At 64.2% G+C, this 19,734-nt stretch carries 19 protein-coding genes; 11 read left to right on the forward strand and 8 right to left on the reverse strand.

All coding sequences use genetic code 11. The features are described 5' to 3' along the window. Positions 1 to 98 precede the first annotated feature (98 nt). From INS93_RS01355 to INS93_RS01370, 4 genes are all read left to right on the forward strand, one after another. A complete protein-coding gene (locus INS93_RS01355; RefSeq protein ID WP_192980014.1) occupies positions 99 to 1,109 on the forward strand; it encodes an ABC transporter permease subunit in 1,011 nt (336 codons plus the stop codon). A 117-nt stretch (positions 1,110 to 1,226) separates the two neighbouring features. Further along, positions 1,227 to 2,129, forward strand: a complete 903-nt coding sequence (locus INS93_RS01360; RefSeq protein ID WP_192980015.1) for an ABC transporter permease subunit — start codon at positions 1,227 to 1,229, stop codon at positions 2,127 to 2,129. A gap of 102 nt (positions 2,130 to 2,231) precedes the next feature. Further along, positions 2,232 to 3,206, forward strand: a complete 975-nt coding sequence (locus INS93_RS01365; RefSeq protein WP_192980016.1) for an ABC transporter ATP-binding protein — start codon at positions 2,232 to 2,234, stop codon at positions 3,204 to 3,206. Then, positions 3,206 to 4,177, forward strand: a complete 972-nt coding sequence (locus INS93_RS01370; RefSeq protein ID WP_192980017.1) for a peptide ABC transporter ATP-binding protein — start codon at positions 3,206 to 3,208, stop codon at positions 4,175 to 4,177. Before INS93_RS01365 ends, INS93_RS01370 begins: the two co-directional genes overlap by 1 nt. Before the next feature lie 91 nt (positions 4,178 to 4,268). Here the strand turns inward: INS93_RS01370 and INS93_RS01375 are convergent, their stop codons facing one another. After that, complete coding sequence (locus INS93_RS01375; protein WP_192980411.1) at positions 4,269 to 5,441, reverse strand: HD domain-containing phosphohydrolase; 1,173 nt, start codon at positions 5,439 to 5,441, stop codon at positions 4,269 to 4,271. A 171-nt stretch (positions 5,442 to 5,612) separates the two neighbouring features. On the opposite strand from INS93_RS01375, the gene ada reads away from it, so the two are divergent. Beyond that, positions 5,613 to 6,641, forward strand: coding sequence for a bifunctional DNA-binding transcriptional regulator/O6-methylguanine-DNA methyltransferase Ada (gene ada, locus INS93_RS01380; RefSeq protein ID WP_192980018.1), 1,029 nt, complete (start codon positions 5,613 to 5,615; stop codon positions 6,639 to 6,641). 164 nt (positions 6,642 to 6,805) lie between these two features. Here the strand turns inward: ada and INS93_RS01385 are convergent, their stop codons facing one another. Next, positions 6,806 to 7,357 carry a DJ-1 family glyoxalase III gene (locus tag INS93_RS01385; protein ID WP_192980019.1) on the reverse strand — a complete coding sequence of 184 codons (552 nt, stop codon included), beginning with the start codon at positions 7,355 to 7,357 and terminating at the stop codon, positions 6,806 to 6,808. A 199-nt stretch (positions 7,358 to 7,556) separates the two neighbouring features. Here INS93_RS01385 and INS93_RS01390 point away from each other — a divergent pair, with 199 nt between their 5' ends. Together INS93_RS01390 and trmA are read left to right on the forward strand one after the other, a co-directional pair. Continuing rightward, entirely contained in the window at positions 7,557 to 8,849 is a 1,293-nt protein-coding gene (locus INS93_RS01390) for an NCS2 family permease (RefSeq protein ID WP_192980020.1), read from the forward strand. 211 nt (positions 8,850 to 9,060) lie between these two features. Then, a complete protein-coding gene (gene trmA, locus INS93_RS01395; protein WP_192980021.1) occupies positions 9,061 to 10,149 on the forward strand; it encodes a tRNA (uridine(54)-C5)-methyltransferase TrmA in 1,089 nt (362 codons plus the stop codon). A 3-nt stretch (positions 10,150 to 10,152) separates the two neighbouring features. Here the strand turns inward: trmA and INS93_RS01400 are convergent, their stop codons facing one another. Next, complete coding sequence (locus INS93_RS01400) at positions 10,153 to 10,617, reverse strand: hypothetical protein (RefSeq protein ID WP_192980022.1); 465 nt, start codon at positions 10,615 to 10,617, stop codon at positions 10,153 to 10,155. Positions 10,618 to 10,718: 101 nt separating this feature from the next. Continuing rightward, entirely contained in the window at positions 10,719 to 11,096 is a 378-nt protein-coding gene (locus tag INS93_RS01405) for a DUF4345 family protein (protein ID WP_192980023.1), read from the reverse strand. A 129-nt stretch (positions 11,097 to 11,225) separates the two neighbouring features. Here INS93_RS01405 and INS93_RS01410 point away from each other — a divergent pair, with 129 nt between their 5' ends. Then, positions 11,226 to 11,660 (forward strand): DUF411 domain-containing protein, encoded by a 435-nt coding sequence (locus INS93_RS01410; protein ID WP_160019434.1) that lies wholly within the window; start codon positions 11,226 to 11,228, stop codon positions 11,658 to 11,660. A 50-nt stretch (positions 11,661 to 11,710) separates the two neighbouring features. Then, positions 11,711 to 12,571, forward strand: a complete 861-nt coding sequence (locus INS93_RS01415) for a neutral zinc metallopeptidase (protein WP_192980024.1) — start codon at positions 11,711 to 11,713, stop codon at positions 12,569 to 12,571. Between the two features lie 9 nt (positions 12,572 to 12,580). Here the strand turns inward: INS93_RS01415 and INS93_RS01420 are convergent, their stop codons facing one another. From INS93_RS01420 to INS93_RS01430, 3 genes are all read right to left on the reverse strand, one after another. Beyond that, a complete protein-coding gene (locus tag INS93_RS01420; RefSeq protein ID WP_192980025.1) occupies positions 12,581 to 13,750 on the reverse strand; it encodes a Bcr/CflA family multidrug efflux MFS transporter in 1,170 nt (389 codons plus the stop codon). A 105-nt stretch (positions 13,751 to 13,855) separates the two neighbouring features. Beyond that, entirely contained in the window at positions 13,856 to 16,978 is a 3,123-nt protein-coding gene (locus tag INS93_RS01425; protein ID WP_192980026.1) for an efflux RND transporter permease subunit, read from the reverse strand. A gap of 5 nt (positions 16,979 to 16,983) precedes the next feature. Further along, a complete protein-coding gene (locus INS93_RS01430) occupies positions 16,984 to 18,135 on the reverse strand; it encodes an efflux RND transporter periplasmic adaptor subunit (protein ID WP_192980027.1) in 1,152 nt (383 codons plus the stop codon). 124 nt (positions 18,136 to 18,259) lie between these two features. Here INS93_RS01430 and INS93_RS01435 point away from each other — a divergent pair, with 124 nt between their 5' ends. Beyond that, positions 18,260 to 18,880, forward strand: a complete 621-nt coding sequence (locus tag INS93_RS01435; protein ID WP_192980028.1) for a TetR family transcriptional regulator — start codon at positions 18,260 to 18,262, stop codon at positions 18,878 to 18,880. A gap of 127 nt (positions 18,881 to 19,007) precedes the next feature. Here the strand turns inward: INS93_RS01435 and INS93_RS01440 are convergent, their stop codons facing one another. Continuing rightward, positions 19,008 to 19,205 carry a heavy-metal-associated domain-containing protein gene (locus INS93_RS01440; RefSeq protein ID WP_160019429.1) on the reverse strand — a complete coding sequence of 66 codons (198 nt, stop codon included), beginning with the start codon at positions 19,203 to 19,205 and terminating at the stop codon, positions 19,008 to 19,010. Positions 19,206 to 19,318: 113 nt separating this feature from the next. On the opposite strand from INS93_RS01440, the gene INS93_RS01445 reads away from it, so the two are divergent. Beyond that, positions 19,319 to 19,711, forward strand: a complete 393-nt coding sequence (locus INS93_RS01445; protein ID WP_192980029.1) for a hypothetical protein — start codon at positions 19,319 to 19,321, stop codon at positions 19,709 to 19,711. Positions 19,712 to 19,734: the final 23 nt, after the last annotated feature.

A 19,734-nucleotide genomic window follows, 5' to 3' on the forward strand; every position in this document is an offset into this window, starting at 1 on the left:
TCATGTCGTGATCAAACAGCTAACCTGCAACGTGCTCGAAGGAATCGCCAGAATTCCAGGCGGCTCGATACCGTTCTGATTAGGAGTTACCCACCGCCATGCTGAGCTTCATTGCACGCCGCCTGGGCTTGCTGATCCCAACCTTCTTCGGCGTCACCCTGCTGACCTTCGCGTTGATTCGCCTGATCCCCGGTGACCCGGTGGAAGTGATGATGGGCGAACGCCGCGTCGATCCGGAAATGCACGCTCAGGCCATGGAGCGCCTGGGGCTGAACAAGCCACTATATGCGCAATATTTCGACTACATCGGCCAGCTCGCCAGCGGCAACCTCGGCGAATCGCTGCGCTCGCGCGAAAGCGTATGGAAAGAGTTCCTCACCCTGTTTCCCGCCACCGTCGAACTGGCATTGGCCGCCCTGCTGTTCGCCGGCACTCTGGGGGTGATCGCCGGGGTAATCGCTGCACTCAAGCGCGGTTCGCTGTTCGACCATGGCGTGATGGGCATCTCGCTGACCGGCTATTCGATGCCGATCTTCTGGTGGGGCTTGCTGCTAATCATGTTCTTCTCGGTGGGTCTGGGCTGGACGCCGGTGTCCGGGCGTATCGACCTGCTCTACGACATCCCGCCGGTCACCGGCTTCATGCTGATCGACACGCTGCTGAGTGACGAACAAGGTGCCTTCGTCGACGCCCTGCACCACCTGATCCTGCCGGCCATCGTGCTCGGCACCATTCCGCTGGCGGTGATCGCACGGATGACTCGCTCGGCCATGCTCGAAGTACTGCGCGAGGACTACATCCGCACCGCGCGAGCCAAGGGCCTGTCGCCGACGCGCGTGGTGTTCGTCCATGGTCTGCGCAATGCCTTGATCCCGGTGCTGACCGTGTTCGGTCTGCAGGTCGGTGCTCTGCTGGCCGGCGCCGTATTGACCGAAACCATCTTCTCCTGGCCGGGTATCGGCAAATGGCTGATCGAAGCCATCGGCGCCCGCGACTACCCGGTGGTGCAGAACGGCATCCTGCTGATCGCCTGCCTGGTGATCCTGGTCAACTTCACCGTGGACATCCTCTATGGCCTGGCCAATCCACGTATTCGCCATCAGAAATAGGGACGGCGCGATGAAGAACCATAAAGATTGCGTAGGGTGGACGACGCTTCACCCGTCCACCGCGGCCTCTTCACGGAGGATGAAAAAAGCGTCATCCACCCTACACGAGGTGCGCCCATGAGCACCGTTACCAATCTCGACCAGAGCCTGCTCTACCCCTCGCCACTGAAAGAATTCTGGCAAGCCTTCAGCCACAACAAGGGCGCCGTCTGTGGCCTCGGCTTCATGCTGCTGATGGTGTTCTGCGCACTGTTCGCGCCCTGGGTCGCGCCGCATCATCCGAGCGAGCAGTACCGAGATTTCCTGCTCACCCCGCCGGTCTGGCTGGAAGGCGGTCAGTGGCGCTTCCTGCTCGGCACCGACGAGCTGGGTCGCGACCTGCTCTCGCGCCTGATCCACGGAGCACGCCTGTCGCTGCTGATCGGCCTGGCTTCGGTGGTGCTGTCGCTGATTCCCGGCATCCTGCTGGGTCTGGTCGCCGGTTTCTTCCCGCGCCTGCTCGGCCCCGGCATCATGCGCCTGATGGACATCATGCTGGCGCTGCCGTCGTTGCTGCTGGCAGTAGCCATCGTCGCGATCCTCGGCCCAGGGCTGATCAACACCATTTTCGCCATCGCCATCGTCTCGCTGCCCTCCTACGTACGCCTGACCCGCGCGGCCGTGATGGGTGAACTGAACCGCGACTACGTCACCGCCGCACAACTGGCCGGCGCCAGCCTGCCACGGCTGATGTTCTTCACCGTGCTGCCCAACTGCATGGCGCCGCTGATCGTGCAGGCCACTCTGAGTTTTTCCTCGGCGATTCTCGACGCCGCCGCGCTGGGTTTTCTGGGCCTCGGCGTACAACCGCCGACACCCGAGTGGGGCACCATGCTCGCGTCGGCGCGCGACTACATCGAACGCGCCTGGTGGGTCGTAAGTCTGCCTGGCCTGGCGATTCTGCTCAGCGTGCTGGCGATCAACCTGATGGGCGACGGCCTGCGCGACGCCCTTGACCCGAAACTGAAGAACGCCATCTGAGGAGGCCCATATGCACAAGATGATCTCGGTGCGCATGGCGCACCCTACTGCACTGCCCCGTAGGGTGCGCCGCGCGCACCACAGCGGACTGGAGACCACACCATGAGCCTGCTGGATATCCGCAACCTGTCGGTGCGCTTTGGCGCGGCCGACGCCGTGCCGGTGGTCGACGGGCTCGACCTCAGTGTGGAAAAGGGCGAAGTGCTGGCCATCGTCGGCGAGTCCGGCTCCGGCAAGTCGGTGACCATGATGGCGCTGATGGGTCTAATCGACGCGCCCGGCATCGTCCAGGCCGACTGCATGCAGTTCGACAACACCGACATGCTGCGTCTGAAGGGCCGGCAGCGTCGGCGTATCGTCGGCAAGGACCTGTCCATGGTCTTCCAGGACCCGATGACAGCGCTCAACCCCAGCTATACCGTGGGTTTCCAGATCGAGGAAGTGCTGCACCAGCACCTCGGCCTGAAAGGCAAAGCGGCGCGTGCTCGCGCTCTGGAACTGCTCGAAAGAGTCGAGATACCCGGCGCCGCCAGTCGCCTCGATGCCTACCCGCATCAGCTCTCCGGAGGCATGAGCCAGCGCGTGGCGATCGCCATGGCGATTGCCGCCGAACCCAAGCTGCTGATCGCCGATGAACCCACCACTGCGCTGGACGTGACCATCCAGGCGCAGATCATGGAGCTGCTGCTGGATCTGCAACGCGACCAGGGCATGGCCCTGGTGCTGATCACCCACGACCTCGCCGTGGTGGCCGAAACCGCCCAGCGCGTCTGCGTGATGTACGCCGGGCAAGCGGTGGAGCTGGGCCAGGTGCCGACCCTGTTCGATGCCCCCAGTCATCCATACACCGAAGCGTTGCTCAAGGCGATCCCTGAACATAGCGCCGGCGCCCATCGCCTGGCGACCCTGCCCGGTATCGTCCCCGGCCGCTATGACCGCCCACAGGGCTGCCTGCTGTCACCGCGCTGCCCCTATGTGCAGCCACGTTGCCGCGACGAGCGCCCGACGCTGGACGCACACGAGCGAGGCGCCGCGCGCTGCTTCTTTCCTCTTGTACCCACGGCGGAGGTGGCCTGATGAGCACCGTACTTCAAGCCCGTGAGCTGACCCGTCACTACAGCGTTTCCCGTGGCCTGTTCAAACCGGCAGCTTTGGTGCAGGCGCTCAACGGCGTGTCCTTCAGTCTGCAGGCCGGCAAGACCCTGGCGGTGGTTGGCGAGTCCGGCTGTGGCAAGTCCACCCTGGCCCGCGCCCTGACGCTGATCGAAGAGCCCAGTTCCGGAAGCCTGCAGATCGCCGGGCACGAAGTGACCGGTACCAGCCATGCCGAGCGCAAACAGCTGCGCCGCGACGTGCAGATGGTGTTCCAGAACCCCTACGCCTCGCTCAATCCACGACAGAAGATCGGTGACCAACTGGCCGAACCGCTGCTGATCAACACCCACCTTTCGCGCGCCGAGCGCCGTGAGAAGGTGCAGGCGATGATGCAGCAGGTGGGGCTGCGCCCGGAGCACTATCAGCGCTACCCGCACATGTTCTCCGGCGGCCAGCGCCAGCGTATCGCCCTGGCCCGCGCCATGATGCTGCAGCCCAAGGTACTGGTGGCGGACGAACCGACCTCGGCGCTGGACGTGTCGATCCAGGCCCAGGTGCTCAACCTGTTCATGGATCTGCAGGAGCAGTACCAGACCGGCTACGTGTTCATCTCGCACAACCTCGCGGTGGTGCGTCATGTCGCTGACGACGTGCTGGTGATGTATCTCGGCCGCCCGGTAGAGATGGGCCCGGCCGTGGCGCTCTACGCGCACCCGCTGCATCCCTACACCCGCGCCCTGCTGTCGGCGACGCCGGCGATTCATCCGGACCCGGACAAGCCACGGATGAAGATCAGCGGCGAGTTGCCCAATCCGTTGAACCCGCCGTCCGGCTGCGCCTTCCACAAGCGCTGCCCACATGCCGACGAGCGCTGCCGTAGCGAGCGCCCGGAGCTGCGTCTGATCGATACGCGGCAGGTGGCCTGCCATCATGTGGAGCGGATCGTCGACTAGCTCTCAGGTATGGCGCCGCGCGGTAGACTCTCGCGGTGCGCACGGCGCACCCTACAGGCAAATGTCGGCTGCCGGTCTCACCGGCGCCGCGTCATGGCGTCGGCGGCAGCGTCAACTCGATGTTTTCTGCCAGCGAGTCCTCCAGCCGCTGCAACTCCACGCCGACCGCAGCGGCGTCGTCAGCCAGAGTTTCGGCGATATGCAGGAACTCCGCCGTGGCTTCGACGAAGGCCAACACCACCATTGGGTCGAAGCGCGTGCCGCTGGCCGCGCTGATCTGCGCCACCGCCTGCGCAGGGCTGATCGGCGGTCGGTAAGGATGTCGGCAGCTCAGCTCTTCGAAGTGGCCCACCAACGCCATCAGACGCGCCGAAAGCGGAATCTGCTCGCCTGACAACCCCTGCGGATAGCCTTTGCCGTCCCAACGCTCATGTTGGCCGTAGACGATGTCTTTGGCATCGGAAAGAAAATCGGTGACGCTGCCCAGCTTGCGCTCGGCTCGCTGCAACGCATCCCGTCCGGCGATCACCCCCTCGCTCAGCAGGCGCAGGTCATTTTCATCCGGTTCGCCATGATTGAGCAGCACGCGATCCGGAAGGGTCAGCCGGTCGATCACATGCAACATGGCCGACTTGCCCAACTGGGCGATGCGCTCCTCGCTCAGAGACGCCGACAAGGCCGGCTGCTGCCGCGCGAATGCAGCGGTCAGGCAGGTCATATAGCGCTCGATACGCTCCAGGCGACGACTGCTCGGGTTGTCACGCATGACGGCAACGCTGGCCATGGCCTCGATGGTGACATCCTGCAGGTTCTGGATATCGCGCGTGCGACGCTTGACCTCGAGTTCCAGATACTCGCTCTTGTCACGCAGGTAATCGGTGGCCGCCTTGACCTGCAACTGCGCTCGAACGCGCGCGAGCACGATGGGCGCGCTGACCGGTTTGGTTATGTAGTCGGCGGCGCCAAGGTCGAAGCCCAACTGCTCGTCGGCGGCATCGCTGCGACCGGTGACCAGGATCAGCGGGATATGACAGGTCTGCGGATCGGTTCTGAGCCCGCGACAGAGCGCGTAATCGTCCTGCCAGCCCAGCAGAATCAGGTCTGGCTGCGGCCGCGACCTGGCGGCGTGTAGCGCCTCCTTGCTGCCAACCAGCCGCACCTGATAACGGTCGACCAAAAGCGCGCCGAGGCGCTGGCGCGCATCGACTGCATCGTCCACAACCAGAATCAGCTCCTGCTCCAGCCTATCGAGCATCCCGCGCATGGCGATCTCCGTTGGCACCTGCTTATCCATCATTAAAGGCGCTGGGCTGAAGTTGCGCTCACGCCGTCGTACAAATGACCTCGGCAGAGCTTTGAAAGTGCAATGCGGATTGGCAGGACAGCGAACGCAGTCGACAATTATCAGCAAGATCGCTAGCAGAAGGGCTGCTCCATGCTCGACCAGGAACGCTGTTGGCAGGCCGTTTGCGAACGTGATGAGACGTTCGACGGACGCTTCGTTTTCACCGTACGCAGCACCGGCATCTATTGCCGGCCGAACTGCCCTGCGCGGCGGCCACGGCGCGACAACGTCAGCTTCCATGCCGATGCCGCCAGTGCCGAGGCAGCTGGCTTTCGCCCGTGCAGGCGCTGCTCACCGCAGGGGCAAAGTCCGGCTCAGCAACTCGATACGCTGGTTGCGGCCGCCTGTGAGCTTCTGAATGGCGAGCAACGCCTGACGCTGCCACAGCTGGCGGCACGCATCGGCCTGTCGCCATCGCATCTGGCCCGGGCGTTCAAGGCGCGCACCGGGATGACGCCCAATGCCTGGGCGGCGGCGCAGCGGCGCCAGCGTCTGGAGGCGCAACTGGGTGCAGCGGATAGCGTGCTCGATGCCGCCCTGGCTGCCGGCTATTCCGGGACCCGCGCGCTGTATGAACAACCCCAGGCCATGAGCCCCGCTCAGCGCCGCCAACGTGGTGCCGGCGAGCGCCTGCGCTACAGCATCGCCCCCTGCCCGCTCGGGCAGGTGCTACTGGCCACCAGCGACAGAGGCGTTTGTGCACTGTTGTTCGGCGACGAGCCGGCAGCACTACGCAGCGAGCTGCAACAGCGCTTCGCCGCCGCCCAGCTCGAAGAAGATGAACAGGGTCTGCGCAACTGGCTGCAGCAAGTGCTGGCGCAATTGCAGGAGCCCGAGCGTGCCGCTCATCTGCCTCTGGACATTCGTGGTACGGCCTTTCAACAGCGCGTCTGGCAGGCGCTGCAGAACATCCCCAGAGGCGAGACCCGCAGCTACGCCGAGTTGGCCGGGCAGTTGCGCAGTCACCCGCGGGCGGTTGCCCGGGCCTGCGCCAGCAACGCCATCGGCCTGCTGCTGCCCTGCCACCGCGTGGTGGCCAGCGATGGTAGCCTCAGCGGCTACCGCTGGGGACTGCAGCGCAAACGGCGGTTGCTGGAGCAGGAAAGCCGGGAGACGTAGCCCGTGCGGGCGCTTCAGCTCGTAGATACAAGGGTGGGTCGGGCGGCGATCCGCTTTAGCCCACGAGTCTTGAACGGCGCTTTGCGTAGCCCGGATGCAATCCGGGGAACATGATCGCCAGCGCCCCGGATTTCATCCGGGCTACAGATTCAGGGCCGCGCCCTCTACACTAGCATCGCCTTGGCCACCTCGGCGCGTGTGCCGCGCCCGACCAGTTGCTCCACCAGGGTCAGGGCAAACGCCAATGCCGTTCCCGGACCTTGGCTGGTGATGCAGTTGCCATCGACCACTACCACCTCATCCACGAACGTGCAGCCGCTCAGTCGATCACTGAACGCCGGGTAGCAGGTCATGCGCCGCTGCCTGAGCACCCCGTAGCGCTGCAAGGCCAACGCGGGCGCGGCGCAGATGGCGGCGAACAGCTCGCCCGCCTTGGCCTGCTTGCGTACGCGCTCGGCCAGTGGTTCGAAGTCAGCCAAATGCTGCGCACCCGGCATGCCACCGGGCAGGACGATCAGGTCGAAATCCTGCGCCAGCACGTCCACCAGCATGGCATCGGCAGTCAGGCGGGTACCACGGGCGCAGGTGATCATCCTGCGTTCTTCGATACTCGCTACCAGTACCTCGATATCGGCGCGGCGCAGCACGTCGATCAAGGTCACGCATTCGAGATCTTCGACACCATCGGCGACTGCAATCAGTGCTCGCTTGCTCATCTCACCACTCCTTGAGGCAGAAAATGAAACTGTCCACCTGGTCATAAAAAGACACGGCAGACCATAAATTCACCCGGCAAAACCTTGCTGGTATGATGCGCGGCTTTTGCCAGATCGAGCAATTTTCCGGCCTGCACGGACGAATGTGCTTTGCTTTGTGCAGATCAATTTCGGCGCGCTCGCGCCTCGGGGAGCCACCATGCTGGAAAGACTGTTCCAACTCAAAGCCCACAACACCACGGTGCGCACCGAGATACTGGCCGGGATTACCACCTTCCTGACCATGGCCTACATTCTCTTCGTCAACCCGGAAATGCTGGCCAAGACCGGCATGGACCACGGCGCGGTGTTCGTTGCCACCTGCCTGGCTGGCGCCATCGGCTCACTGATCATGGGCCTGCTGGCCAACTACCCGATCGCCCTGGCGCCCGGCATGGGCCTTAACGCCTTCTTCACCTACACCGTGGTGATGACCATGGGCTACAGCTGGCAGACCGCTCTGGGCGCGGTGTTCCTCTCCGGCGCGATCTTCTTCCTGCTGTCGATCTTCAAGATCCGCGAGTGGATCATCAACAGCATCCCGTTGGCGCTGCGCGCCGGCATCGCCGCCGGTATCGGCCTGTTCCTGGCGATCATCGCATTGAAGAATGCCGGCATCGTGGTCGATCACCCGGCCACCCTGGTCGGCCTCGGCGACATGAGCAAGGGCGGCGCGCTGCTGGCCTGCCTGGGGTTCTTCGTCATCGCCGCACTGGCCTATCGCAAGGTCACCGGCGCGGTGATGATCGGCATCCTGCTGGTCACCGGCCTATCCATTGCCCTCGGTCTGTCCGAACTGCAAGGCGTGGTGTCGATGCCACCGTCGCTGATGCCGACCCTGCTGCAACTGGACATTGCCGGTGCGCTGGATATCGGCCTGATCAGCGTGATCTTCGCCTTCCTCTTCGTCGACCTGTTCGACACCTCCGGTACCCTCGTCGGCGTCGCGCAGAAGGCCAACCTGCTGGACAAGGACGGCAAGATGCCACGTCTGGGCCGTGCCCTGCTGGCCGACAGCAGCGCGACCATGGCCGGCGCCGCGCTGGGCACCAGCACCACCACCAGCTATATCGAATCCGCCGCTGGCATCAGCGCCGGCGGGCGTACCGGCCTGACCGCCTGCGTGGTGGCTGCGCTGTTCCTCCTGGCCCTGTTCTTCGCCCCGCTGGCTGGTGCCGTTCCGGCCTACGCCACCGCGCCAGCGCTGCTGTTCGTCGCCGTACTGATGATGAGCAGCCTGGCCCAGATCGACTGGGACGACCTGACCGTCGCCGCGCCGGTGGTGGTCGCCGCCCTGGCCATGCCGCTGACCTTCTCCATCGCCAACGGCATTGCTTTCGGCTTCATCGCCTGGACCGCGGTAAAGGTACTGGCTGGGCGCTGGCGCGAGCTGAACCCGGCAATGTGGGTACTTTCGGCCCTGTTCGTCGTCAAGCTGGCCTACTTCGCCTGATCAGTGCACAAGGTGGATGACCAAAGAAGTAGGGTGGACATCGCTTTTCATGTCCACCAATGCCCTCCTTCCAGCTGCACAAACGGTGGATGAAAAAGGCGTCATCCACCCTACATGTTCATCCATCCGCCCATGCCGACGAGCGACCCAAGGCACGCGACCATCGCCTCCGCTACAATGGCGCCCCGTTTTCCTGCCCCATGAGTGACCGATGAGCCGCCCCGCATTCGACCCCGCCACCTACGACGCCCAACTCGCCGAGAAGAAGGCCCGCCTGGTCGAACTGCTGGCGCCCTTCGGCGCGCCGGAGCCTGCGGTGTTCGACTCACCGCGCGAGCACTACCGCATGCGCGCCGAGTTCCGCCTGTGGCGTGAAGACGGTCAGCGCCACTACGCGATGTTCGCACCGGGCGACAAGCACACCCCGATCCTGCTCGACGATTTCCCCATCGCCAGCCTGCGCATCAACGCGCTGATGCCGCGCCTGCGCGCTGCCTGGCAGGCCAGTGAGGCGCTGTCGTTCAAACTGTTCCAGGTGGAGTTCCTCACCACCCTGGCCGGTGATGCACTGATCACCCTGGCCTACCACCGCCCGCTGGACGACACCTGGCAAGCCGAGGCCGAACGCCTGGCCGCCGAGCTGAATGTCAGCCTGGTCGGCCGCTCCCGTGGCCAGCGTCTGGTGATCGGCCGCGACTACGTCGAAGAAGAACTGAGCGTGGCCGGACGCCGTTTCCGCTATCGCCAGCCCGAAGGCGCCTTCACCCAGCCCAATGGCCGAGTCTGCGAGAAGATGCTGGGCTGGGCCTATGACGTGCTCGGCGAGCGTAACGACGACCTGCTGGAGCTGTACTGCGGCAACGGCAACTTCACCCTGCCGCTGGCCACCCGCGTACGTCGCGTGCTGGCCACCGAGATCAGCAAGGCCTCGGTGAATGCCGCCCTGGCCAACCTGGCTGACAACGGCGTGAACAACGTCGAGCTGGTGCGCCTGTCCGCCGAAGAGCTGACCCAGGCGTTGAACGAAGTGCGCCCGTTCCGCCGCCTGGCCGGCATCGACCTCAAGAGTTATGAGTTTGGCAGTGTCTTCGTCGATCCGCCGCGCGCAGGCATGGACCCGGACACCTGCGAGTTGACCCGGCGCTTCGAGCGTATCCTGTACATCTCCTGCAATCCGGAAACCCTGGCCGCCAACATCGCCCAACTGAGCGACACCCACAAGGTGACGCGCAGCGCCCTGTTCGACCAGTTCCCTTACACCCACCATATGGAAGCGGGTGTGTTGCTGGAAAGGCGCTGAGATTCAGGTTGCTGGTTGCGTGCTATCCACCAGGGCAATGGCGTAGCCATTGAGCGATAGCACCAGCGCGTGACCTTTGGCGAGCACCACCTCTGCCTCGTTATCCTGAGCCAGCAGAACCTCGCGCAGCGTGTAGGGAATCTCGACGGGAACCCCATCGATCGTGGTGGTTTCAGAATTGGCGCCGCTCATGCTGTAGCGAACGACTTTGCCCTCGCCTTTCAAACGATAAACTTCGTCAGTCAACGGTTCGTATGAAGGTGCCATGGTGCCCAGATAGCCAAGCCCTTTGGCGAACTCGGCCAGGCTGTCACGCTCGTTTTGCTGCAAGGTACGATGAGATTTGCCATGCAGGCGCAAATCCTGAAGATTCATGCGCCCCGAGAGATGCTCGCCAAAGAAGCGGGTGGCATTGAATGCAAAGAAGGCAATCAAGCCAAGGCCGATCAGGCCCATAACGATGTCCATATCAAAGATCCTTGTTCACGGAATATTGCACCGCGCATTTTCTTGCCAAGAGCCGCCTACAGCAAGCGTGCCGCGCCGTATCGTGACGCACGTCTCTCGCGCTAAAGACCGCGCAACGCCCACCAGGCCAGCCCGGCCGACACCACCTCGAGCAGTAGCGCGTAGAGGTTGAAGGTCTGCTGCGCACCACCGTCCAGCCACAGACCGGCAGTACGCGCCAGCGCCAGCACACTGTACAGCAGCACCAGCAGAAGCAGTGCCGGGCGCAGCAGATCCAGGCGCAGCAGCGCCATCGCCAGGTAAGCCGCCAGCCCCAGTTGCAAGCCGCCGTAATAGGCGCGCACTTCGGTCACCGCAGCATTGCCCATCAGCAGTGCACCACTGAAACTGGCCATTTCCTCGGGACGAATGAAGTAGGCCAGCCCCAGCACGAGCAAGGCAGCAATCTGGATCAACAGGACGATTCGGGCGAACAGCATCGGCAGGTTCCAGGCAATGGATGGCTGCCGCCAGCATAGGCCGCCACGGGTCGCGACGCATAGTCGCAATGACTTGGGCAGCCGCGATGCCGACGCTATGCTGAACACTCGATTATCTGGAGCCTTGCCATGCGTCGTTCCCTGTTCGTCCTCTGCCTCTTCACCAGCCTCGCTCACGCCAGCGAGCCACTGACCATCGATGTACACCGCGATGCCAATTGTGGCTGCTGCAAGGCCTGGATCAGCCATCTGCAGGACAATGGCTTCACCGTCAACGACCATGTCGAGGCCGACATGGTCGCCGTCAAACAGAGACTCGGCGTTCCGCCTCGCCTGGCTTCCTGCCACACCGGCGTGATCGACGGCAAATTCGTCGAAGGCCACGTGCCGGCGGCCGACATTCTCAAACTGCGTGAGCGCGCGGACCTGATCGGCGCTGCCGTACCTGGCATGCCCATGGGCTCACCGGGCATGGAATATGGTGATCGCGCCGACGCCTATCAGGTGATCGGCCTGGATCGCGCGCGCCAGGATCAGCTGCTGAACGACTATCCCGCCAACTGAGTCGGCGCGCGCAGCTACACTGCTGCGATAACCAACCAGGGAGTGCGGCCATGCGCTGGCAACGCGGTAGACGTAGTGACAACGTGGTGGATGCGCGCGGCCGTTCCGGCAGGCGACTCGGCGGCGGCCTGAGCCTCGGCGGTGTGGCGGTGATCGTCATCGTCGGCCTGCTGATGGGCCAGGACCCGCTGCAGATTCTCGGTCAGATTGCAGGCCAGGCCACCCAGCCACAGGTCGCCCAGACGCAGAGCGCACCACCGGCAAACGACGAGCAGAGCGAGTTCGTCCGCGCCATTCTCGGCGATACCGAAGACACCTGGCGCGAGCTGTTCCAGCAGGCTGGCCAGCAATATCGCGATCCACAACTGGTGCTGTTCTCCGACGGCGTCAATTCCGCCTGTGGTTTCGCCAGCTCGGCAGTCGGTCCCTTCTACTGCCCAGGTGATCAGCGTGTGTATCTGGACATGGCGTTTTTCCGCGAGATGGAGCAACGCTTCTCTGCAGCCGGCGATTTCGCCCAGGCCTACGTGATCGCCCATGAAGTCGGCCATCACGTACAGACGCTGCTCGGCGTCTCGGCCAAGGTCAATGCGGCGCGCCAGCGTGGCGAACGCGTCGAGGGCGACGGCGGTCTGCTGGTGCGTCAGGAACTGCAGGCCGACTGCCTGGCCGGGGTCTGGGCGCATCACGCGCAACGCCGGCATGCCTGGCTGGAGGCCGGCGACCTGGAAGAAGCACTGAACGCAGCCAGCGCCATCGGTGATGACCGCCTGCAGAAGCAGTCGCGCGGTCAGGTGGTGCCGGATGCTTTCACCCATGGCACCTCGCAGCAGCGCGTGCGCTGGTTCAGCGCCGGTTTCGAGAGCGGTCAGCCGGGACGTTGCGACACCTTCAAGGCGGCGCGCCTGTAACGCACCGGATCAGACCACGAAACGCTTGTTCCACCAGGCGAAGCCGCAGGCGCCAGCGCCGCACAGGGCGATCACCAGCGCCATGGGCATGGCCGAACCATCGTGCAGGAAGGCCACCAACGCCGAAGCGCTGGCCGCCACGCTGAACTGCATGCTGCCCAGCAACCCGGATGCGCTGCCGGCATGACGGCCCTGCCCGGCCATGGCGCAAGCCGTGGCGTTGGGCAGCACACAGCCGAGGCTGGCCACGCAGATGAACAGCGGAATCAGCAGCGGCCACAACTCGGCCGGTTGCCACAGCGCCAACGCCAGCAGGCACAAGCCACTGGCCAGGTACACCAGCACCATGCGTCGCAGCCACAGCGCCGGACCGCCGCGCAGCACCAGACGCGCATTGACCTGCGCCATGATCACGAAGCCTGCCGCGTTGCTGCCAAACAGCCAGCCGTAGTGTTCGGCCGGCACACCGTACAGTTCGATGAACACGAAGGGCGAGCCGGCGATGTAGGCGAACATACCGGCCATCGCCACACCGCCGGCCAGGCTGTAGCCCATGAACGGCGCATTGCCCAGCAACGCTCGGTACTGGCCAAAGGCACCACTCAGCGGCGCCGGTTGCAGATGCTGCGGGCGCGTCTCCGGCAACCACAGCAGCACGGCCAGCAGGCACAGCCCGGCAAAGATCGCCAGGCTGTGGAAGATCCACGGCCAGCCCAGCGTATTGAGCAGCAGCCCGCCCCCCAGGGGCGCGAGAATCGGCGCCAGGCCCATCACCAGCACCAGTTGCGAGAACACCTTGGCCGAAGCCAGCGGATCGCACAGGTCGCGCACTACCGCGCGGGTGATCACCATCCCGGCGCAGCCGCCGAGGGCCTGGACGAAGCGCGCCGTCACCAGCCATTCCAGGTTCGTCGCCAGGGCACAGGCCAGCGACGCTACGGTGAACAACGCCACCCCGACCAGCAGCGGCACACGGCGACCGAAGCGATCCGCCAATGGCCCGTAGAACAGCTGGCCGATGGCGATCCCGACGAAATAGGCCGCCAGCGACAGCTGAATATGTTCGACATCGGTGCCGAACTGCTGCGCCAGGGTGGGGAAGCTCGGCAGGTAGAAATCGATGGCCAAGGGGCCGAAGGCGCTCAGCGCGCCCAGGATCAGCAGGGTTCGCAGGTTCATGAATAGTCCGGAGAATTGTTAGCCGGCTAATCATCTCACCGACCAGGCCGCAGATGAAAGCGCGGATCGCCGAACGACGATTCGCGCTCATCGATGCAGCGCCTGTTATTCCCTGGCCTTGCCGCGCTGGCTCACCCGTTGCGCCGCCGACTCCACCAGCAGGTAGAACATCGGGATGAGGAAAGTGGCCAACAGCGTGGCCGCGAGCATGCCGCCGATCACCCCGGTACCGATGGAATGACGACTGGCCGAGCCAGCGCCGGAGCTGATGGCCAGAGGCACGCAGCCGAGAATGAACGCCAGCGAGGTCATCACGATGGGGCGGAAACGCAGCTTGGCCGCCTCCAGTGCCGAGTCGAAGATGCTCTTGCCTTCGGCGCGCAGCAGCACGGCGAACTCGACGATGAGAATGGCGTTCTTCGCCGCCAGACCGATCAGGGTGACCAGGCCGACCTGGAAGTACACGTCATTCTGAATACCGCGCAGCCACACCGCGAGAATCGCCCCGAAGACCGCGAACGGCACAGCGGTAACCACCGCCAACGGCAGCGTCCAGCGCTCGTACTGCGCAGCGAGAATGAGGAATACCAGAATCAGGCCGAAGACGAAGGCCTGGGTTCCCGAGCCCTGAGTCGCCAGCTCCTGATAGGCCGAGCCGATCCAGCCCAGGCTGTAGTTCTCGCCCAACACCTCATCGGCCACTTCCTGCATCGCCGCCAGCGCCTGCCCGGAGCTGTAGCCCGGCGCCGGGCCGCCGAGCACCTTGGCCGAGGGATAGACGTTGAAACGGTCATAGGAGTCCGGCCCGAGGATGCGCCGCACCCTCAGCAGGGTCGACAGCGGCACCAGATCGCCGCTGCTGGAGCGTACGTAGACCTGGCCAAGATCTTCCGGCTTGCGGCGGAACTCCGACTCTGACTGCAGGCTGACCTGCCAGGTACGCCCGTAGAGGGTGAAGTCGTTGACGTAGTAACTGCCGAAGGTGGCCTGCATGGCGGTGAACACATCGCTGACGCTGACGCCAAGGGCGCGCGTCTTGGTGCGATCCAGGTCGATGTAATACTGCGGCACGTTGGCGCTGAAGGTGCTCTGGATACCGGCCAGCTCCGGCCGTTTGCTGGCGGCCTCGACGAAGGCCTGGACCTTCTCGCCGAGCTGCTCGACGCTGCCGCCGGAGCGATCCTGAATGAAGGACTCGAAGCCGCCGGTGGTACTCATGCCGGTGATCGGCGGTGGGTTGAACGACAACACCAGGCCATCCTTCTGCGCGGCGCCCATGCCCATGAACTCGCGCGTCAGGTTGCGCGCATCGAGCTCGGGCGTAGTACGTTCGCTCCAGTCCTTGAGCGGCACGAAGGACACCCCGGCGTTGCTGCGCACACCGAAGGTGAGCACGTCGAAACCGGCGAACGTCACCACATCCTGCACCGCCGGATGCTCCATCAGCTGCTGGCTCACCGCACCACTCAAAGCCTCGGTGCGATTGAGCGAAGCGGCTGGCGGCAGGTAGTAGGCGTTGATCACATAGCCCTGATCCTCATCGGGCACCAGCGAGCCGGGCACCCGCGAGAACAGCAGCATGACCAGCGCGATCATCCCGCCGAACAGCAGCAGGCCGACCAGCGAACGCTTGAGGAAGAAGCGCACCCCGGCGCCGTAGCCCTCGGTGGCCTTGTCGAAGAAGCGGTTGAAGGCGCGAAACGGCGCTGCCGGTTCGTGGTGGCCGGGTTTGAGCAGCAGCGCGCAGAGCGCGGGAGAAAGGGTCAGGGCGACGATGCCGGAAATCACCACCGACACCGCGATGGTGATCGCGAACTGCTTGTACATCTGTCCCGCCAGGCCGCCGAGAAAACCCACCGGCACGAACACCGCGCAGAGCACCAGGACGATCGCGATGATCGGCCCGGTCACCTCCTCCATTGCCTTGATCGAGGCCTCGCGCGCGTTCAGGTTTTCGGTTCGCATTACCCGTTCGACGTTCTCGATCACCACGATGGCGTCATCCACCACGATGCCAATGGCCAGCACCATGCCGAACAGCGTCAGCAGGTTGATGGAGAAGCCCAGCATGTACATGCCGGCGAAGGTGCCAACCAGCGACACCGGAATGGCCAACACCGGAATCAGCGTGGCACGCCAATTCTGCAGGAACACGAACACCACCAGCACCACCAGCACCAGCGCTTCGAAGAAGGTGTGGATCACCTCTGTGATCGAGACCTGGACGAACTTGGTAGTGTCGTAGGGAATCTTGTAGGCGATGCCTTCGGGGAAGCGCTTGGCCAGACGCTGCATGGTGCGCTCGACCGCCTCGGCGGTATCCAGAGCATTGGCGCCGGGCTGCAGATAGATACCGAAGGCGGCGTTCTGCTGGCCATTGAGGGTGGTGACCAGCGAGTAATCCTGCGCACCCAGCTCGACCCGCGCCACGTCCTTGAGCAACAGGCTGGCACCGGTGTCGTCAGTGCGCAGGATGACGCTCTCGAACTCCTTCGGGTCGGTGAAACGCCCTTGCGTGGTGACCGTATAAGTGAAGTCCTGCGGCTCCTTCAGCGGCTGCTGGCCGAAGCTGCCGGCAGCGAACTGCGAGTTCTGCTCGCGGATGGCGTTCACCACATCAGTGGGCGTGAGGTTGTACTGCGCCAGCTTGTCCGGGCGCAGCCAGATGCGCATGGAATAGTCCTTGGAGCCGAACTGGCTGGCATCGCCAACGCCCTTGAGGCGCTTGAGCTCGTCGATGACGTTGATCAGCGCGTAGTTGCTGATGAAGATCGGGTCACGCGAATCATCCGGCGAGTAGAGGGTGATCACCTGGAGAATGTCGGAAGACTTCTTCTCCACCTTCACGCCCTGGCGGCGCACCTCTTCCGGCAGCTTGGCCAGTGCCGCCTGTACCTTGTTGTTGACGTTGATGGTGGCCTGGTCCGGGTCGGTGCCAACCTCGAAGTACACCGTCAGGCTCATCGCCCCGCTGCTGGAGGAGTTGGACAGCTGGTAGATCATGTTCTCGACGCCATTTATCTGCTGTTCCAGCGGCGCCGCCACGGTTTCGGCGATGACCTGCGAACTGGCACCAGGGTAAGAGGCGCTGACCGACACCTGCGGCGGCAGGATTTCCGGGTACTGGGCAATGGGCAACGCGCGCATCGCAGCCAGACCGGCGAGCACGATGACGATGGAGATGACGGTGGCGAATACCGGACGATCGATGAAGAAGCGCGAGATCATGGCCGTTACTCCTGCGCCGGGCTGGCTGGCGTGGCTGCCTTCGCCTCCTCGACCTGCACCGGGCTGTCCGGTCGCACCTTGGCCAGGCCGTCGACTATCACCCGCTCACCATCGCTGACGCCGGCCAGAATCACCCAGCGTCCGCCGGCCGTATCGCCCGTGGTGACCTGACGCATGCGCGCGACGCTCTGTTCGTCCACCACGTAGACGAAGGTGCCACGCGGCCCCTGAGCGACAGCGCGCTCCGGTACGGTGATGGCGTTGGGGCGGGTCAGCCCCATGACCTGCACCCGCACGAACTGCCCGGGCAACAGTTTCTGCTCGGGGTTCGGCACCACGCCACGGGCGCTGACGGTGCCGGTGCCGCGGTCGATCAGGCTGTCGGTGAAGTCCACCTCGCCCTCAGTCGGATAGACCGAGCCGTCACCGAAATGCACTTCCACGCTGAGCTTGCCGCTGGCCGGCGGTACCAGAGTGCCTTCGGACAGCTCGCGGCGCAGGCGCTCGGCCTCGGCGTCCGGGTAGGCGAAGTTGACGAAGATCGGGTCGAGCTGGGTGATCTGCGTCAGCAGGCTGGCACTGGGATCGCCAGCGACGATCAGACTGCCTTCGGAGACGCTTTCCTTGCTGGTGATGCCGGTGATAGGCGCCTTGACCGTGGTGTAGTCGAGATCGATCTGACGCGACTGCACCTCGGCCTGGGCCGCCTCGATATTGGCTTTGCTCTGCTCGAAATTGGAGACGGCATTGTCCAGCTCGCTCTCACTGGCGAAGCCTTTTTTCTGCAGCTCACGGATGCGCTTGAGGTCACGATCAGTCTGCCGAAAACGCGCCTGCTCCTGCGCCAGGGCACCCTTGGCACGGGCCAGAGCAGCCTCGTAGGGGCGAGGATCGATACGAAACAGCACCTGATCCTTCTGCACCCGACTACCCTCTTGATAGGTGCGTTCCTGCAGGATGCCGCCGACCTGGGCCCGGACCTGCACCTCGCGGTAACCGGCGGTTCGCGCCGGATACTCGAGCACGATGGGCAGTTCGCCGGCCTTGACCTGCTCGACCGTCACCGCTGTCGGTGGCGCATCGGCGGCCTGGACGCTCGCGGCCAGCAGGACCAGGCTGAAGGGCAGGCAGATACCGACCAGACGAACGAAGGGCATGAGGCATTCCTCTCCTTGGCTAGACACGGGACAGAAGCAGGACAACCAAGCCCGCCACCAGCAGGCGGGGCAAAATCGGTAAACTCGGCACAATCTGAGCCTAGTTCCAATTAACCGGATCGCCATGCGTAGAACCAAAGAAGATGCGGAGAAAACCCGCTGCGCCATCCTCGCTGCTGCGGAACAGTTGTTCCTCGAGCGAGGGGTCGCCCATACCAGCCTCGAACATATCGCCAGACATGCCGGGGTTACGCGCGGTGCGGTTTATTGGCACTTCCAGAACAAGGCGCACCTGTTCCACGAGATGCTCAACCAGGTTCGCCTGCCGCTGGAGCCACTGGCCCAACAACTGGCGGCGGTCGATGGCCTGTCATCGCTGCAGTTGCTGCGCGATCTGTGCATAGAAGCCATGGCCAATCTGGTGCTCGACGAACAGCGCCGGCGCATCCTCACCGTGCTGCTGCGCCGCTGCGAGTTCACCGAGGAGCTGCGCGAGGCCGAGGAGCGTCACGAGACCTTCGTCAATCAGTTCATTGACCTGTGCGAACAACAGTTCGCCCTGTCGACCGTACAACCGTACCTGCAACCGGGCATCACCCCGCGCCTGGCCTCGCGCACGCTGCACGCGCTGCTCGTCGGCCTGTTCAGTGACTGGCTGCGCGATCCCAACCTGTTCGATGCCCAGACCGATACCCCGGCGATGATCGACAGCTGCTTTCGCGGCCTGATGCGACAGTGGCCCTAGGGAAACTCTGAAGAAGCCGTCATTCCCGCGTAGGCGGGAATCCAGGACCCGCGAACTTTCTGGGCTCCCGCCTTCGCGGGAGTGACGATAAGTGGCTTTTTCAGAACATCCCTAGCCGACCCGAGTTCTACGCGGGCGCAACCTCGTAGCCCTCGTCGCGAATCGCTGTCTGTATCTGTGCTGCATCCAGGCCTGCCTCGACCCGCACCAGACCCGCAGCCAGATCGACCTCGACCCTGGCCGTCTGCTCCAGCGCCTGGATCGCCTGGGTGACGGCCCGCACGCAGTGACCGCACGACATTCCGCTAACCTTGAATTGCTGCATGACTGACTCCTTGAATCGGTGGTTGACGGGTGTAGTCTCGACCTTGCCACGATGGCAAGGTCAAGCCCTTGCTTCATGTCACCCGCCCCGGTTTCTGCATGAGGACCCTCGCCATGCGCCTGCTCTGCTCCGCCCTTGCCCTGCTGATGGCGCCTCTGGCTCAGGCAGAACCACTGGCACCGCTGCCCTCGACAAGTCAGGGCGAAGGCTACGCGGTGTTGATCGTCTCGCGCGAACGCCTTGAGGTGGCCACCACCTGCGAGGTCGCCCTGTATGTGCATGATCAGATGGCCGCACGCCTGCATCAGGGCCAATCGGTGTCTTTCAACCTGCCGCCTGGCCGCGTCTCACTGCGCCTTGGCCTGACCGGTACCGGCCCCTGTCAGGACGGTATCAACCAGCTCGCAGGCCAATCGCTGGAACTGCAGGCCGGCGAAGTGCGCCGCTACCGCATCGCCATGGGCAGCGATGGCCTGCGACTGCATGCCGCGCCGATGCTGAACTGAAGACTTGACCTTGCCATGGGGGC

Source organism: Pseudomonas sp. EggHat1, from assembly GCF_014892995.1.
In the GTDB taxonomy this organism is placed as follows: Bacteria; Pseudomonadota; Gammaproteobacteria; order Pseudomonadales; family Pseudomonadaceae; genus Aquipseudomonas; species Aquipseudomonas chaetocerotis.

Bases quoted from the DNA above. Each gene is read 5' to 3' on its own strand.
- INS93_RS01410 (WP_160019434.1), top strand. From the start codon at position 11,226: ATGCGTCGTTCCCTGTTCGTCCTCTGCCTCTTCACCAGCCTCGCTCAC.
- INS93_RS01360 (WP_192980015.1), top strand. From the start codon at position 1,227: ATGAGCACCGTTACCAATCTCGACCAGAGCCTGCTCTACCCCTCGCCA.
- trmA (WP_192980021.1), top strand. From the start codon at position 9,061: ATGAGCCGCCCCGCATTCGACCCCGCCACCTACGACGCCCAACTCGCC.
- INS93_RS01400 (WP_192980022.1), bottom strand. From the start codon at position 10,617: ATGGACATCGTTATGGGCCTGATCGGCCTTGGCTTGATTGCCTTCTTT.
- INS93_RS01425 (WP_192980026.1), bottom strand. From the start codon at position 16,978: ATGATCTCGCGCTTCTTCATCGATCGTCCGGTATTCGCCACCGTCATC.
- INS93_RS01415 (WP_192980024.1), top strand. From the start codon at position 11,711: ATGCGCTGGCAACGCGGTAGACGTAGTGACAACGTGGTGGATGCGCGC.
- INS93_RS01405 (WP_192980023.1), bottom strand. From the start codon at position 11,096: ATGCTGTTCGCCCGAATCGTCCTGTTGATCCAGATTGCTGCCTTGCTC.
- INS93_RS01370 (WP_192980017.1), top strand. From the start codon at position 3,206: ATGAGCACCGTACTTCAAGCCCGTGAGCTGACCCGTCACTACAGCGTT.
- INS93_RS01430 (WP_192980027.1), bottom strand. From the start codon at position 18,135: ATGCCCTTCGTTCGTCTGGTCGGTATCTGCCTGCCCTTCAGCCTGGTC.
- INS93_RS01365 (WP_192980016.1), top strand. From the start codon at position 2,232: ATGAGCCTGCTGGATATCCGCAACCTGTCGGTGCGCTTTGGCGCGGCC.
- INS93_RS01440 (WP_160019429.1), bottom strand. From the start codon at position 19,205: ATGCAGCAATTCAAGGTTAGCGGAATGTCGTGCGGTCACTGCGTGCGG.
- INS93_RS01390 (WP_192980020.1), top strand. From the start codon at position 7,557: ATGCTGGAAAGACTGTTCCAACTCAAAGCCCACAACACCACGGTGCGC.
- INS93_RS01420 (WP_192980025.1), bottom strand. From the start codon at position 13,750: ATGAACCTGCGAACCCTGCTGATCCTGGGCGCGCTGAGCGCCTTCGGC.
- INS93_RS01385 (WP_192980019.1), bottom strand. From the start codon at position 7,357: ATGAGCAAGCGAGCACTGATTGCAGTCGCCGATGGTGTCGAAGATCTC.
- INS93_RS01445 (WP_192980029.1), top strand. From the start codon at position 19,319: ATGCGCCTGCTCTGCTCCGCCCTTGCCCTGCTGATGGCGCCTCTGGCT.
- INS93_RS01355 (WP_192980014.1), top strand. From the start codon at position 99: ATGCTGAGCTTCATTGCACGCCGCCTGGGCTTGCTGATCCCAACCTTC.
- INS93_RS01435 (WP_192980028.1), top strand. From the start codon at position 18,260: ATGCGTAGAACCAAAGAAGATGCGGAGAAAACCCGCTGCGCCATCCTC.
- ada (WP_192980018.1), top strand. From the start codon at position 5,613: ATGCTCGACCAGGAACGCTGTTGGCAGGCCGTTTGCGAACGTGATGAG.
- INS93_RS01375 (WP_192980411.1), bottom strand. From the start codon at position 5,441: ATGCGCGGGATGCTCGATAGGCTGGAGCAGGAGCTGATTCTGGTTGTG.